This window comes from Mycobacterium sp. PS03-16 (assembly GCF_004570325.1).
GTDB lineage: Bacteria > Actinomycetota > Actinomycetes > Mycobacteriales > Mycobacteriaceae > Mycobacterium.
In genome coordinates this window covers 104,175-117,755 of record NZ_SPQO01000005.1, presented here as the reverse complement: position 1 = coordinate 117,755, position 13,581 = coordinate 104,175, and the positions used below count along the sequence as shown (strand labels likewise).

The 13,581-nt window shown below is 70.6% G+C and carries 12 protein-coding genes; 4 read left to right on the top strand and 8 right to left on the bottom strand.

Annotation, left to right across the window (positions count from 1 at the left end):
* Positions 1-263: 263 nt before the first annotated feature.
* On the top strand, positions 264-572 hold the full coding sequence (locus E4P42_RS06265) for a hypothetical protein (RefSeq protein WP_135124150.1): 309 nt from the start codon (positions 264-266) through the stop codon (positions 570-572).
* Positions 573-588: 16 nt separating this feature from the next.
* Here E4P42_RS06265 and E4P42_RS06260 read toward each other — a convergent pair whose 3' ends face one another.
* Complete coding sequence (locus tag E4P42_RS06260; protein WP_135124148.1) at positions 589-1,362, bottom strand: alpha/beta fold hydrolase; 774 nt, start codon at positions 1,360-1,362, stop codon at positions 589-591.
* Between the two features lie 39 nt (positions 1,363-1,401).
* Complete coding sequence (locus E4P42_RS06255; RefSeq protein WP_135124146.1) at positions 1,402-2,355, bottom strand: LysR family transcriptional regulator; 954 nt, start codon at positions 2,353-2,355, stop codon at positions 1,402-1,404.
* Positions 2,356-2,450: 95 nt separating this feature from the next.
* Between E4P42_RS06255 and E4P42_RS06250 the strand changes: the two genes are divergently transcribed.
* Genes E4P42_RS06250 through E4P42_RS06240 form a run of 3 tightly spaced genes read left to right on the top strand, consistent with a single transcriptional unit; the run spans position 2,451 to position 6,522 of the window.
* The gene (locus tag E4P42_RS06250) at positions 2,451-3,845 is read left to right on the top strand and encodes an MFS transporter (RefSeq protein WP_135124144.1); all 1,395 of its coding nucleotides are present in this window, start codon (positions 2,451-2,453) and stop codon (positions 3,843-3,845) included.
* Complete coding sequence (locus tag E4P42_RS06245; RefSeq protein WP_135124142.1) at positions 3,842-4,588, top strand: 3-hydroxybutyrate dehydrogenase; 747 nt, start codon at positions 3,842-3,844, stop codon at positions 4,586-4,588. The genes E4P42_RS06250 and E4P42_RS06245 overlap by 4 nt, the downstream gene beginning before the upstream one ends.
* A complete protein-coding gene (locus E4P42_RS06240; RefSeq protein WP_135124140.1) occupies positions 4,585-6,522 on the top strand; it encodes an acetoacetate--CoA ligase in 1,938 nt (645 codons plus the stop codon). The genes E4P42_RS06245 and E4P42_RS06240 overlap by 4 nt, the downstream gene beginning before the upstream one ends.
* On the opposite strand, the gene E4P42_RS06235 is transcribed toward E4P42_RS06240, so the two are convergent.
* Genes E4P42_RS06235 through fadD3 form a run of 6 tightly spaced genes read right to left on the bottom strand, consistent with a single transcriptional unit; the run spans position 6,503 to position 13,569 of the window.
* Positions 6,503-7,783, bottom strand: a complete 1,281-nt coding sequence (locus E4P42_RS06235) for a DUF222 domain-containing protein (RefSeq protein WP_135124138.1) — start codon at positions 7,781-7,783, stop codon at positions 6,503-6,505. The genes E4P42_RS06240 and E4P42_RS06235 overlap by 20 nt on opposite strands.
* 30 nt (positions 7,784-7,813) lie before the next feature.
* Positions 7,814-8,974: a pyridoxal phosphate-dependent aminotransferase gene (locus tag E4P42_RS06230; RefSeq protein WP_167759377.1), complete on the bottom strand. Its 1,161-nt coding sequence runs from the start codon at positions 8,972-8,974 to the stop codon at positions 7,814-7,816.
* Positions 8,975-8,984: 10 nt separating this feature from the next.
* A complete protein-coding gene (locus E4P42_RS06225) occupies positions 8,985-9,926 on the bottom strand; it encodes an acyl-CoA dehydrogenase family protein (protein WP_135124135.1) in 942 nt (313 codons plus the stop codon).
* Positions 9,923-10,894, bottom strand: coding sequence for an acyl-CoA dehydrogenase family protein (locus E4P42_RS06220; protein WP_135124133.1), 972 nt, complete (start codon positions 10,892-10,894; stop codon positions 9,923-9,925). Before E4P42_RS06220 ends, E4P42_RS06225 begins: the two co-directional genes overlap by 4 nt.
* Positions 10,891-12,033 (bottom strand): acyl-CoA dehydrogenase family protein, encoded by a 1,143-nt coding sequence (locus E4P42_RS06215; RefSeq protein WP_135124131.1) that lies wholly within the window; start codon positions 12,031-12,033, stop codon positions 10,891-10,893. Before E4P42_RS06215 ends, E4P42_RS06220 begins: the two co-directional genes overlap by 4 nt.
* Positions 12,034-13,569 carry a 3-((3aS,4S,7aS)-7a-methyl-1,5-dioxo-octahydro-1H-inden-4-yl)propanoate--CoA ligase FadD3 gene (fadD3, locus tag E4P42_RS06210; RefSeq protein WP_135124129.1) on the bottom strand — a complete coding sequence of 512 codons (1,536 nt, stop codon included), beginning with the start codon at positions 13,567-13,569 and terminating at the stop codon, positions 12,034-12,036.
* Positions 13,570-13,581 lie beyond the last annotated feature (12 nt).

The window sequence follows — 13,581 nt, the reverse complement described above, 5'->3', positions numbered from 1 at the left end:
CTACCGCCGCGGCACTGATTTGCACGCTGACGGTTCGGGCCGTATGGCCACGGGTGAATACGTTGCTCTGGACCACCGGTCGGGTAGCGGATCGCGGTGGCGCGCATTCGCCGAGCGGCGCGCCGAGGCACGTCGGAAACGACGGGTGAAGCGGACCTGGGGCGGGGGAGCGCCCCGGTACCGCAGCGGTGGGGGCAGCGGTTGGGGCGGCGGCGGCTGCGGTGGTGGCTGCGGCGGCGGTTGCGGCGGCGGAGGGGGTTGAGATGAACGGCTCTTGGATCCCGGTGTCGGTGACGGCGATCATCGTCGTCGTCTCGGCGTCGGTCCTGCTCACGATGCGGCATCGGCGGGCTCCGCATGCCCGGTACCGGCGGGAGGTGCCCGGTCTGCGGACCAGAGACCAGAAGCGCCGCGTCAAACACCTCGAGAAGCGCCGAAGGATGTGGGCGGCGGGCACGGCCGGTGCGGTCGGCGTCTATTCGTCGGACGGCGATTACGGCGGCTACGGCGACGGCGGCAGTTGCGGCGGTGGTGGCTGCGGCGGTGGCGGGGGCTGCGGCGGCGGAGGCTGACAGCCCACGCGCGAACTCAATCGGCGAGCTGTTCGTCGATGAACCCGACGATGGTCGCGGTCACCTCCCGGTGCACGGTCTCGTTGAGGATGTCGTGGCGCGCACCGGGGAACTCGGTGAGCCGCAGCGGCCCGATCTGCTCGGCGTAGGCGCGCACGGCGCCGATCGGCGCGATGGGGTCCGCGCCGCCGTGCACGGCCAGGGTCGGCACCGCCAGCGTCGGCAGCGCCGCGCCGAATCGGTCCCACGCCCAGTCCAGTTCGCGGCCCAGTGCGGCTCCGTCGGCGCCGACGAAGGCCAGCGGATCATGTTCCAGGGTGTCGAGGTAGAACGGGTCGGCCGACAGCCACGCCGGGTCGAGGTCGAACGAGGTGTCCGCGTCCAACAGCTGGGCGACCGGTACCAGCGGTGCACCGGAGATCACGCACGCGCGGTAGCGGTTCCGGTGCTCGAGCACCCGGAACAACGTGATCACGGCGCCGAGGGAGTGTCCCTGGGCGATCAGCGGGATGCCCGGCCGCTCCCGCTCGGCGATCGCCGTCAGTGCCTCGGCGAGCGCCGAGGAGTCGGCGATCGACCCGAAATCGCCGCGGTTGCCCGGGCTCAGGCCGTGGCCGAACTGGTCGACGGCGAACAGGTCGATGTCCGCGGCGTTGAGCGCGAAGCCGTAGCGGTGGTAGACGCCGGTGTGTTCGCCGAAGCCGTGCAGGAAGATCACCGCCGCGCGCGGCTGGGCGGCGGCCCAGTGCCGGTAGTAGGCGCGGCCACGGTCGTGCTCCAACATCGGCATGGCCCGACTGCATCACGGCGTGCGGGAGCGCGCAAGGGGCTAGGGAGCGCCGAGCAGGACGTCGCGCTGATCGACCATGCGGTCGCGGATCGCGTCGACCACGGCCGCCACCTCGGGTCGGCGCAGGATCTCGGCGCGTGTCACCAGCCAGTAGCTCAGCCGCACCGAGACCGTCCGCGCCAGCACTCGGACCAGGTCGTCGTGGCGGTCGGCCATGAAACAGGGCAGCAGGCCCAGACCCGCCGCGGCGCGCGTCGCCTCGACATGGACGAAGACGTTGGTCGACGTCACCGATTCGCGCATCGCCGGGGCGAAACTGGTCGCGAGGTCGAGGTCGTCGACCTGCAGCATCGAATCGATGAAGTACACCAGCGGGTGGCGGGCCAGGTCGGCCACCCGGTTGGGGGTGCCGTGCTCGGCGAGGTAGTCGCGCGAGCCGTAGAGGCCCAGGCAGTAGTCGCCGAGCCGGATCGCCTCGGCGCGGTGGACCTGCGGTTCACCGACCACGATCTCGATGTCCAGCCCGGACCGCTGCTGGGAGGCGCGCCGGGTGGCGGCGACGATCTCGACGGCCACCAGCGGGTGCCGGCGCTGCACCTGTGCGGCGGCGGGCGCGGCGATGTAGGCGCTGAAACCGTCGGTGGCAGAGATCCGCACCACGCCCTCCAGCGCCCGGTCCCCGGTCGGATCCACCGACAGCGAGCGCACCGCCGATTCGACGGCCTCGGCCGCGGCCAGCGCGTCACGGCCCAGGTCGGTCAGTTCCCAGCCGCCGGCCACCCGCGACAACAGTCGTCCGCCGACGGACTGTTCCAGGGCGGCGATCCGCCGGGAGATCGTCGTGTGGTTGATGCCGAGTTCGTCGGCGGCGCTGGTGTAGCGCCCCGAGCGGCCGACGGCGAGCAGCACCAGCAGATCGTCAGCGCTGGGCCGGCGCGGAGGCGGAGGAGGCACGTCTGCAGTTTTGCAGATACACGCTGCGAAGCTGGCCATTGCTGCCGCATCAACCTGCATGAATACTCAGACGATATGTGGGAACGGTCACACAGCCCTGGCGGTTATGCCGCCGGTCATGAACGGAGCCTCCGATGAGCGTGCAGAACCCCTCTCAGCCGGACACCGGTCCGGCCGGATCGATCTCCACCGGCCTCAAGCGCGTGGTCGTCGCCTCGATGGCCGGCACCGTCGTCGAGTGGTACGAGTTCTTCCTCTACGGCACCGCAGCGACGCTGGTGTTCAACAAGGTGTTCTTCTCCGAGACGACCAGTGAGCTGAACGCGATCTTCCTGGCGTTCGCCACGTACGCGGTCGGGTTCGTCGCGCGCCCGTTGGGCGGGGTGGTGTTCGGACACTTCGGCGACAAGTACGGCCGCAAGAAGCTGCTGCAGTTCAGCCTGCTGCTGGTGGGCGTCGCCACGTTCGCGATGGGCTGCCTGCCCACCTACGGCCAGATCGGTTACTGGGCGCCGGCGCTGCTGGTGACGCTGCGCTTCATCCAGGGCTTCGCGGTCGGTGGCGAATGGGGCGGCGCGGTGCTCCTCGTTGCCGAGCACAGCCCCGACCGCCAACGCGGGTTCTGGGCCAGCTGGCCGCAGGCCGGCGTCCCGGTCGGCAACCTGCTGGCGACCGTGGTGCTGCTGGTGCTGACGACCACGCTGCCCGAGTCGTCGTTCCTGTCGTGGGGCTGGCGCGTCGCGTTCTGGCTGTCCGCGGTGGTCGTGCTGATCGGCTACTACATCCGCACCAAGGTCACCGACGCCCCGATCTTCGTGGCCGCCCAACAGGAGGTCGAGCGCACCAAGGCGACCTCGTTCGGCGTGGTGGAGGTGCTCAAGCGCTACCCCCGCGGCGTCTTCACCGCGATGGGCCTGCGCTTCGGCGAGAACATCATGTACTACCTGGTGGTCACGTTCTCGATCACCTACCTCAAGGTGCAGGTCGGCGCGGACACCAGCGACATCCTCTGGTACCTGCTGGTGGCGCACGCGGTGCACTTCGCGGTCGTGCCGGTGGTCGGCTGGCTCTCGGACCGCTTCGGCCGCCGGCCCGTGTACATGGTCGGCGCCGTCGCCGGCGCCAGCTGGGGATTCTTCGCGTTCCCCATGATGAACAGCGGCAGCTATGTGGTCGTGACGGCAGCGGTGACGATCGGTCTGGTCATCCACGCGCTGATGTATGCGCCGCAGCCGGCGATCATGGCCGAGATGTTCCCGACCCGGATGCGGTACTCCGGTGTGTCACTGGGCTATCAGGTGACCTCGATCGTGGCGGGCTCGCTGGCGCCGCTGATCGCGGTCAAGCTGCTCGACATCTACGGCTCGTCGGTGCCCATCGCGATCTACCTGGCGGTGGCCTGCGCCATCACCCTGGTCGCGGTGTTCTTCACCCGCGAGACCCGCGGCATGGACCTCGTGGACCTGGACGTCGCCGACCGCGAGGATCTCGCTCGGGCCGCCGGCGCGTCGAGAAGCGGTGTCGCGTGAGCGAACTCGCGGGACGGACGGCGCTGGTCACCGGTGGCGCCAGCGGTATCGGCGAGGCGTGTGCGCGGGAACTGGCCGCCCGGGGCGCGACGGTCACGGTGGCCGATGTCGACGAACCGGCGGCCAAGTCGCTGGCCGACGAGCTCGGCGGAACCGCATGGGCGGTCGACCTGCTCGACGTCGCGGCGCTCGAGGACCTGGCGCTCGACGTCGACATCCTGGTCAACAACGCCGGCGTACAACGCATCAGCCCGATCGTCGACTTCCCGCCCGCCGACTTCCGCAAGCTGATGACGTTGATGGTCGAGGCGCCGTTCCTGCTGATCCGCGCCGCGTTACCGCACATGTACGCCCAGGAGTTCGGCCGTGTCATCAACATCTCGTCCGTGCACGGACTGCGCGCCTCGGAGTTCAAATCGGCCTATGTCACCGCGAAGCACGCCCTGGAGGGTCTGTCGAAGGTGACCGCGCTGGAGGGCGGGCCGCACCATGTCACCAGTAACTGCGTGAACCCGGGCTATGTACGGACTCCGCTGGTCACCAAACAGATCGCCGATCAGGCGAAGGTGCACGGCATCGGCGAGGATGACGTCGTGACCGACATTCTGCTCAAGGAAAGCGCCATCAAGCGGCTGGTGGAACCGGCCGAGGTGGCGTCGCTGGTCGGGTGGCTCGCCTCCCCGCACGCCGGCATGGTGACCGGCGCCGCCTACAGCATGGACGGCGGGTGGAGCGCCCGGTGAGCGAACCCCAGTGGGTGCCGACCGAGCAGGACATCGCCCTGGCGCGGGTCACCGACTTCGCCCGATTCGCCGAGCGGCGCACCGGCGGGACGTATCCCGACTATCGGTCGCTGTGGCAGTGGTCGGTCGACGACCTCCCCGGCTTCTGGGGTGCGCTGTGGGAGTACTTCGAGGTCGGTGAGCCGCCGGAGGTGGTGCTGGCAGACGCCGACATGCCCGGCGCGCGCTGGTTTCAGGGCGTCCGCCTGAACTACGTCGACCAGGTGATCCGCCAGGCACGCACCGACCGACCCGCGATCCTGTATGTCGCCGAGGGCGGCGACGTCACCGAGATGTCCTGGCGCGAACTACTCGACAGCGTGGCCGGTTTCGCCGAGACGCTGCGCGACATCGGTGTCGGACCCGGGGACCGCGTGGCGGGGTATCTGCCCAACGTGCCGGAGGCGGTGATCGCGTTCCTGGCCACCGCCAGCCTCGGCGCAATCTGGAGCGCCTGCGGTCAGGACTACACCGCCAAGGCCGCCCTCGACCGACTCGGCCAGCTCGAACCGACGCTGCTGGTGGCCGCCGACGGTTACCGCTTCGGTGGGAAGACCCACGACAAGACCCTCGATGTGGCGGCGCTGCGCGCCGGCCTGCCCACCGTGCGGACCGGGGTGCTGGTGTCGCGGATCGGCGCCGCCGCCCCCGAGGGCGATTGGCTGGACTGGGCGCAGAGCGCCGCGCGAGGTGGCGAACTGCGCACGGCGCGGGTCGAGTTCGACCATCCGCTGTGGGTGCTGTATTCCTCGGGTACCACCGGTCTGCCGAAGGGCATCGTGCACGGACACGGCGGTGTCCTCGTCGAGCACCTGAAAGCCGTTGCGCTGCAGTGCGACATCGGCGCGGAGGACACCTTCTTCTGGTACACCAGCCCGAGCTGGATGATGTGGAACTTCCAGGTGGCCGGCCTCCTGGTCGGCGCGACCATCGTCTGCTACGACGGCAGCCCGACCGTGCCCGCCGCAGACACCCTGTGGCGCATCGCCGCCGACGTGGGCGCGACGGTGCTCGGCACCAGCCCGGGCTACGTGCTGGCGTGCGACAAGGCCGGTTCGGTGCCGCGCAAGGACCACGACCTGAGCGCGCTGCGGTCGGTCGGGATCACCGGCTCGTCGCTGCCGCCGGCGTCGGCGCTGTGGCTGCGCGACAACGTCGGCGAGCACGTGCAGGTGGCGTCGATCAGCGGCGGAACCGACGTCGTCTCAGCGTTCATCGGCGGGGTACGAACCGTCCCGGTCTGGCCGGGCGAGCTCTCGGCGCCCTACCTCGGCGCCGCCGTCGAGGCCTGGGATGAAGCCGGCCGGCCGGTCCACGGTGAGGTCGGCGAGCTCGTCGTCACCAAGCCGCTGCCGTCGATGCCGGTGCGGTTCTGGAACGACGACGATGGAACCCGTTATCGCGACGCCTATTTCGAGATGTTCCCCGGCGTGTGGCGACACGGTGACTGGATCACGATCACCGACCACGGCAGCATCATCGTGCACGGCCGGTCGGATTCGACGCTCAACCGCCACGGCATCCGGATGGGGAGCGCCGACATCTACCAGTGCGTCGAGCGGATCCCGGAGGTGGCCGAGGCGCTCGTGATCGGAGTCGAAAAGCCCGACGGCGGCTATTGGATGCCGCTGTTCGTCACGCTCGCCGACGGCGCAGAACTCACCGACGAGCTGATCGACGCCATCAAGCAGACCATCCGCACCGATGTGTCGCCGCGGCACGTGCCCGACGAGATCATCGCCGCGCCCGGTATCCCGCACACCCGCACCGGTAAAAAGCTCGAGGTGCCGATCAAGAAGCTGTTCCAGGGTGGCGACGCGGCGAAGGTCGTCGAGCGCAGCGCCGTCGACGACCCGGCGCTGCTCGACTGGTACGTCACGCAGCGGCGAACCTGACCAGGTCGATGCTGAGCCCGCACTCGAGCACGCTCACCGTCCGCACGGGGGGCCCGGGCAGTGGTGGCGCCGTGGACCGGTAGACCGCGCCGGTGGGGGTGACGAACTCGGCGCGGTGCTGTCCCGCATCCTCACTGGTGGTGACGGCCCAGCCCGGCGCTTCCTTGGCGTAGTTGCAGGCTTCGCACTCGCCGAGGCCGTTGACCGCGTTCGTCGGCCCGCCGCTGCGGTGGGGGACCGCGTGGTCGTGGTGGCGGATCGGGGCGTCGCAGTACGGGGTGCGACAGGTCTGATCCCGCAGCCCGATGAACGCCGCCAACCCTTTCGGGAACGCGCGGGCCTTGGACTCCATGGCCACGAGCTGGCCGCTGCTCGGGTGGCGGTAGAGGCGTCGCAGGGTCGCCTTGGCCTTCTCGTCGGTGACGGCGTCGCTGAGCAGCGCGCGCACCACCGCTGCCGGCACCGGGCCATAGCCGTCGCACCAGCCGGGCGCCTCGTCGTCACCGACCAGCGTGGTGTCGGCCATGACGAGGTTCAGCGCCACGCTCACCGCCTCGTCCGCGCCCCTGCCGGTCACCCGCTCGACCAGCGTGTCGGCCATGACCTGGTTGCGCGAGCGGTCGTCGAACGTCGTGTCGGCGGATCGCTTCAACGCGGCGTACACGCTCACGCCCTGGGCGACCGGCAGCAGCGCGCTCACGATGGTCATCGAATCCGGTGCGGGCCGAATGGTGACCCGGCGATCCGCGGCCGCATTCGCCGACCGGTCGACGACCGCCGCGACGTCGAGGCGCGACGCGATCTTCCTGGCCTCTGCTGCCACCCGCTTGTCACCCCAGCCGTCGAGCCGAGTGACGTCGGCGCACAGTTCGGCGTCCAACTCGCGGCGGTGCTCGACGCTCAGGCACGCCGATTCCCGCACGATGAGCGTCACACGCCACTCGGACAGGTGCCCGCCTTCTAGGGCGGCGAGCATGTGCGGCATCTCTTCGACCAGTGCGGTGGCCAGTCCCAGGTGACGGCCGCCGCGCGCGGGGGCGTCCCGGCGGGCCAGCGCGACTTCGGCGGCCAGCCCGCGGCCCTGCTTGGACTTCGGCACCCCCGCAGCGGTCTCAGCGGCTCGGCGTTTGGCCGCCCACAGCGCCGTCGCGCGCGCCTGCGCGGCCGCGGCCGCGGACTTCAACCGTTCGAACTCGTCGACCATCGCCCGCAGCTGCGCCTCGTCGGCGGCCGGGTCGACATCGAACATGCGTTCGAACATGCCTCGACGGTAGCGCACACCTCCGACACGTCAGTTCAGCCAGCCGCCCATCCGGCTCAGGGCCTCGGTGATGTCGGCCGTCGGCCCGGCGAACGACAGCCGGACGAACGAGCCGCCGTGCGCGGTGTCGAAGTCGATACCCGGTGCGATCGCCACGCCGGTGTCGGCCAGCAGCCGCGAGCAGAACGACAGCGAGTCGTCGGTCAGGTGCGAGACGTCGGCGTACACGTAGAAGGCGCCGTCGGTCGGCGCGAGCCGGTCGATGCCCAGCGTCCGCAGGCCCTCGAGCAGCAACAGGCGATTGTCCCCGTAGTGCGCCAGCAGCCCGTCGGCCTCGGCGATCGATTCCGCCGTGAACGCCGCCACCGCCGCGTGCTGCGCCAGCGCCGGTGGGCAGATCGTGAAGTTCCCGGTCAGCCGGTCAACGGCGCGGCGCAACTCGGCGGGCACCAGCAGCCAGCCCAGCCGCCAGCCCGTCATCGCGAAGTACTTCGAGAAGCTGTTGACCACCACCGCTTCCCGCGACGTCTGCCACGCGCAGCTGGTGGCGGGCGCGCCCTCGTAGACCAGGCCGTGGTAGACCTCGTCGCTGATCAGCCGGACACCGCTGCGCTCGCACCAGGTGGCGATCGCGGCCAGCTCCTCGGGCGCGATCACGGTGCCGGTGGGGTTGGCCGGGCTCGCGACGATCACGCCCTGCACCGGCGGGTCCAGTTCGGCGAGCATCGCGGCGGTCGGTTGGAAGCGGGTTTCCGCGCCGCAGGGCAGTTCGACCACCTCGCAGCCCAGCGCGGTGAGGATGTTGCGGTAGCAGGGGTAGCCGGGGCGCGCGATCGCGACCCGGTCGCCGACGTCGAAGCAGGCCAGAAACGCCAGCAGGAACCCGCCGGAGGAGCCGGTGGTGAGGATGACGTCGTCGATCCCGACCGCCAGGCCGAACTGGTCGGCGTAGCGGCCGGCGATCGCGGCCCGCAGCTCCGGAATGCCCAGCGCCACCGTGTAACCGAGCTGATTGCCGTGCAGCGCCGCGACGGCGGCCTCCCGCACCGCCGACGGCGCGCCCGCGCTGGGTTGACCGGCCGACAGGTTCACCAGATCGCCGTGGCTGCGTTGCCGTTCGGCGGCGGCCAGCCACACGTCCATGACGTAGAACGGCGGGATACCGGCGCGCAGCGCCACGCGATCGTCCACCCGTTCGAGGCTAGAGCACCTGCGATTCGAGCCGGCGCAGCTGCTCGCGGGGCGGCCCGAACAGCTGCGCGCTGCCGTGTGCCCGCTTGAAGTACAGCTGGATGTCGTGCTCCCAGGTGATCGCGATACCGCCGTGCATCTGCACGGCCTCCGCGGCGACCGCGGTGAAGGCCTCGCACGCCGAGAACCGGGCCATCGCCGCCGACACCGGGGTCGGGTCGCCGAGCGCCTCGTCGACGACGGCCTTGGCGGACTGCACCTTGACGTACAGGTCGGCCATCCGGTGCTTGAGCGCCTGGAAACTGCCGATCGGCCGGCCGAACTGCACACGGTCCTTGGTGTATTCGACCGTCAGCTCGAGGCATCGGGTGGCCGCGCCGATCTGCTCGGCGGCCAGCAGCAGCGCCGCGTAGTCGGCCAGACCCGGATCCGCGCCGAGGTCGGTCACCTCGCCGGGTTGCACCAGCGCCAGCCGCCGGGTCAGGTCCATCGCGTGCAGCGGCTGCACCTCGAACGACGTCCACCGGACCAGCCGGCCGTCGTCGACGGCGACCATGACGTCGGCGACGTCGCCGTTGACCACGTAGTGCGGATCGAAGGCGACGGCGCCGATCGACGATCCTTCCGCCAGCCCCGCGAGGGCCTCGCCGTCGGGTTCGTCGGCGGCCAGCAGCGCCAGTTCGGCCAGCGTGGTGCCGAGCAGCGGCGTGGGCACCAGGTTGCGGCCGAGCTGTTCGAGCACCGCCGCGGCGTCGGCGAGCTCGCCACCGGCACCGCCGAGCTCCTCGGGAACCACCAGCGCGGCCGCCCCGACCTGTTCGCACAGCAGCCGCCACAGCGATTCGTCATATCCGCGCTCCGAGGCCATCGCCTCGCGCACCGCCGCAGGCGACGCGTGCTTCTCGACCAGTGCTGCGACGGTGTCGCGCAGCAGTTTCCGTTCCTCGCTCATGCCGGCGCCCCCTGCGTCAGCGCATCGAGCACCCGGCCGCGGTGCCACGTCGGGTCCCCCCACGCCGAGCGCAACGCCTGCACCCGCAGCAGCCATAGCGACAGGTCGTGCTCGTGGGTGAAGCCGATCGCACCGTGGGTCTGCAGCGCCGAGCGGGCGGACAGCAGTGCCGCCTCGGCGGCGGCGACCTTGGCGGCGCTGACGTCGCGGGCCGTGTCGGGGGAGTGTTCGCCGAGCGACAGCGCGGCGCCGTACACCAGCGGCCGTGCCAGCTCGACGGCGATGTGCACGTCGGCGAGTTTGTGCTTGATCGCCTGGTACGAGCCGATCGTGCGGCCGAACTGTTGACGCTGCTTGGCGTACTCGACGGACTGGTCGAGCATCGACTGCGCGGCCCCCACCAGCTGCGCCGCGGTGGCCAGCGCGCCGAACTCGAAGGCGCGGCCCACGTCGGCGGTGCGACCGTCGCCGGAAGCACTGACGTCGAACAGCATTCGGACCGGGTCGACGGACTCGTGCGCGGCTCCCGCGACGGCGTCGCGCACCGACCCGTCCTGCGCCAGCAGCACCAGCCCGGCACTGTCGGCGTCGACGGCGCGCGGGGCGTGCGGCGGCAGCGCGACGGTGACCATCAGCTCCCCGGCGGCCAGCGCGGCGCTGCGCTCGTCGCCCGCGAGCAGGACCGGTGCCACCGCCAGCGATTCCACCACCGGACCCGGTACACACCAACGGCCCAACCGTTCGGCGGCGACCACCAGGTCGACCGCGGTGGCACCGATCCCGTCGTGTTCCTCGGCCACCATCAGCGCGGTCACGCCGAGGTCGGCGAGCCGCGCCCACACCTTGCGGCCCGGTGCGGTGTCACCGCCCGCCCACGCCCGGACCGCGCCTGCAACGTCGGCGGTGGTCAGCGCGGCGTCGATGCTGGCCGCGAAATCCCGCTGCTGGTCGTCGAGTTCGAAGTTCACTTCGCGGAGCCTTTCGGTTCGCGGGGCAGGCCCAGCAGACGCTCGGCGATGATGTTGCGCTGAATCTCGTTGGTGCCCGCGTAAATCGGACCGCCCAGGGCGAACAGCAGACCGTCGGTCCAGTCGTCGGCGAGTTCGGCGTCGACGCCGCGCAGGTCGAGCGCGGTCTGATGCAGCGCGACGTCGAGGTCCGACCAGAACACCTTGGTCACCGAGGACTCCGCGCCGAGCTCACCGCCGCCGGCCAGCCGCGTGACCGTGCCGAACGTGTGCAGCCGGTAGGCCTGCGCCTTGATCCAGGCGTCCGCCACCCGCTCGGCGTAGGCGGGGTCGCGGTGCCTGGCCCATTCGGCGACCAGCCGTTCGGCGGGTGCCAGGAACCGGGCCGGGCTGCGCAGCGACATCCCGCGCTCGTTGCTCGACGTGCTCATCGCCGCCCGCCAGCCGTCGTTCACCTCGCCGATGACGTCCGCGTCGGGGACGAATACGTCGTCGAGGAAGATCTCGCCGAATCCGGTATCGCCGCCGAGCTGGGCGATCGGCCGAACGGTGACGCCGTCGGCCTTCAGGTCGAACATCACGTACGTCAGGCCCTTGTGCCGCTGGGCGTCGGGATCCGAGCGGAACAGCCCGAACGCCCTGTCGCCGAACACGGCCCGCGAGCTCCAGATCTTTTGCCCGTTGAGCAGCCAGCCGCCGTCGGTGCGCGTCGCGGTGGAGCGCAGTGAGGCCAGGTCGCTGCCGGACTCGGGTTCCGACCACGCCTGGGCCCAGATCTCCTCGCCGCTGGCCATCTTCGGCAGGATCCGGTCGAGCTGCTCGGTGCTGCCGTGGGCGAACAGCGTCGGCGCCAGCATCGACGTGCCGTTGGCGCTGGCCCGGCCCGGTGCCCCGGCGCGGAAGTACTCCTCCTCATAGGCGATCCACTGCAGCAGCGTGGCGTCACGGCCGCCGTAGTTCTCCGGCCACGTGATCACCGACAGTCCGGCGTCGAACAGCACCTTGTCCCAGCGCCGGTGCTGTGCGAACCCCTCGGCGGTGTCGTAGGACTCGGTCGGGAAGTCGTCGCGGTGGGCGGCGAGGAACTCGCGCACCTCGGCGCGGAACTCCTCGCAGGCGTCGTCGAACGTCAGGTCCATTCAGGCTCTTTCTCTCAGGAGCGGTTTGACGACCTTGCCGCCGGGGTTGCGGGGCAGCGCGTCGAGGAACTCCACCGAGCGCGGTGTCTTGAAATTCGCGAGATGTTCGCGCGTATAGGCGATCACGGCCTGCTCGTCGAGGTCGGCCCCCGGTTTCGTGACGACGAACGCCTTACCGACCTCGCCGAGCCGTTCGTCGGGGACGCCGATGACGGCCGATTCGGCGACACCGTCGAGCCGGGCCAGCACCTGCTCGATCTCGGCCGGGTAAACGTTGAACCCGCCGCAGATGTACATGTCCTTGAGCCGGTCGGTGATCCGCAGGTTGCCGCGCTCGTCGACGGTGCCGATGTCACCGGTGTGCAGCCACCCGTCGGCGTCGATGGTCCTGGCGGTCGCGTCCGGGTCGTCGAGGTAGCCGAGCATGACGTTCGGACCGCGCAGCAGCACCTCACCGGCGCCGTGCTCGTCGGGGGCATCGATGCGCAGTTCGAAGCCCGCGATCGGGCGGCCGCAGGTGGTGGCGACGGTGACGGCGTCGTCGTCGGCCCGGCACATGGTGCCGAACCCGCTGGCTTCGGTGAGGCCGTAGGCGGTCAGCACGATGTCCATGTCGAGTTCGGACTGCATCCGCTCGATCAGCACCACCGGCACCACCGCGGCGCCGGTGACCGCGAATCGTAGCGAGCTGAGGTCGAATTCGCCACGCTTCGGATGGTCGAGCAGCGTCTGGTAGATCGTCGGCGGGCCGGGCAGCACGGTGACGCGCTGCTCCTCGACGGCGCGCATCGCCTGCTCCGGATCGAAGGTGAGCTGCGGGATCAGCGTCGCGCCGGTCTGCAGGCACGCCAGGATGCCGGCCTTGTAGCCGAAGTTGTGGAAGAACGGGTTGATGCACAGATAGCGGTCGGCGCTGGTGAGCTGCCCGCACTCCGCCCACGCGGCGGGTGCGTCGAGCGACTGCCGGTGCGCACACAGCACGCCCTTGCTGCGTCCGGTCGTGCCGGAGGTGAACAGGATGTCCGACACGTCGTCCGGTCGCACGGCCGCGGCCCGTTCGTCGACAGCGCCGAGATCTCTCCCCCGAGAGACGAATTCGTCCCACGTACCGTCGGCTTTCTCGACCGGCACCCGCACGACGTGGCGCAGCGATGGGAGCGCGTCACGGTCGATCGAGGCGGCCTTGTCGGCGCCGAGGAAGGCGCCCGAGGCGATCAGCAGCCGCGCCTCGGTGCGCGCCAGGATGTCGGTGGCCTCGAAGGCGGTGTAGCGGGTGTTGAGCGGGACGACGACGCCGCCGGCGTAGTGGGTGGCCAGGCACGCCACCACCCAGTGCCAGGTGTTGGGCGACCAGATCGCGACCCGGTCGCCGGCGGTGATGCCCAGGTCGATCATCGCCGCGGCGGCGCGCCGCACCTCGTCGCGCAATTGGGTGTAGGTGAGGCGACGGTCGAGGGTGACCAGGGCCTCGTGATCGCCGTGATGCTGGGCGATCCGGTCGAGAACCGCGGGAATCGTCCTCGGAGCGGGTGTCATCGAGGCTCCTAA

Bases quoted from the DNA above. Each gene is read 5' to 3' on its own strand.
- E4P42_RS06265 (WP_135124150.1), top strand. From the start codon at position 264: ATGAACGGCTCTTGGATCCCGGTGTCGGTGACGGCGATCATCGTCGTC.
- E4P42_RS06260 (WP_135124148.1), bottom strand. From the start codon at position 1,362: ATGCCGATGTTGGAGCACGACCGTGGCCGCGCCTACTACCGGCACTGG.
- E4P42_RS06255 (WP_135124146.1), bottom strand. From the start codon at position 2,355: ATGGCCAGCTTCGCAGCGTGTATCTGCAAAACTGCAGACGTGCCTCCT.
- E4P42_RS06250 (WP_135124144.1), top strand. From the start codon at position 2,451: ATGAGCGTGCAGAACCCCTCTCAGCCGGACACCGGTCCGGCCGGATCG.
- E4P42_RS06235 (WP_135124138.1), bottom strand. From the start codon at position 7,783: ATGTTCGAACGCATGTTCGATGTCGACCCGGCCGCCGACGAGGCGCAG.
- E4P42_RS06225 (WP_135124135.1), bottom strand. From the start codon at position 9,926: ATGAGCGAGGAACGGAAACTGCTGCGCGACACCGTCGCAGCACTGGTC.
- E4P42_RS06215 (WP_135124131.1), bottom strand. From the start codon at position 12,033: ATGGACCTGACGTTCGACGACGCCTGCGAGGAGTTCCGCGCCGAGGTG.
- fadD3 (WP_135124129.1), bottom strand. From the start codon at position 13,569: ATGACACCCGCTCCGAGGACGATTCCCGCGGTTCTCGACCGGATCGCC.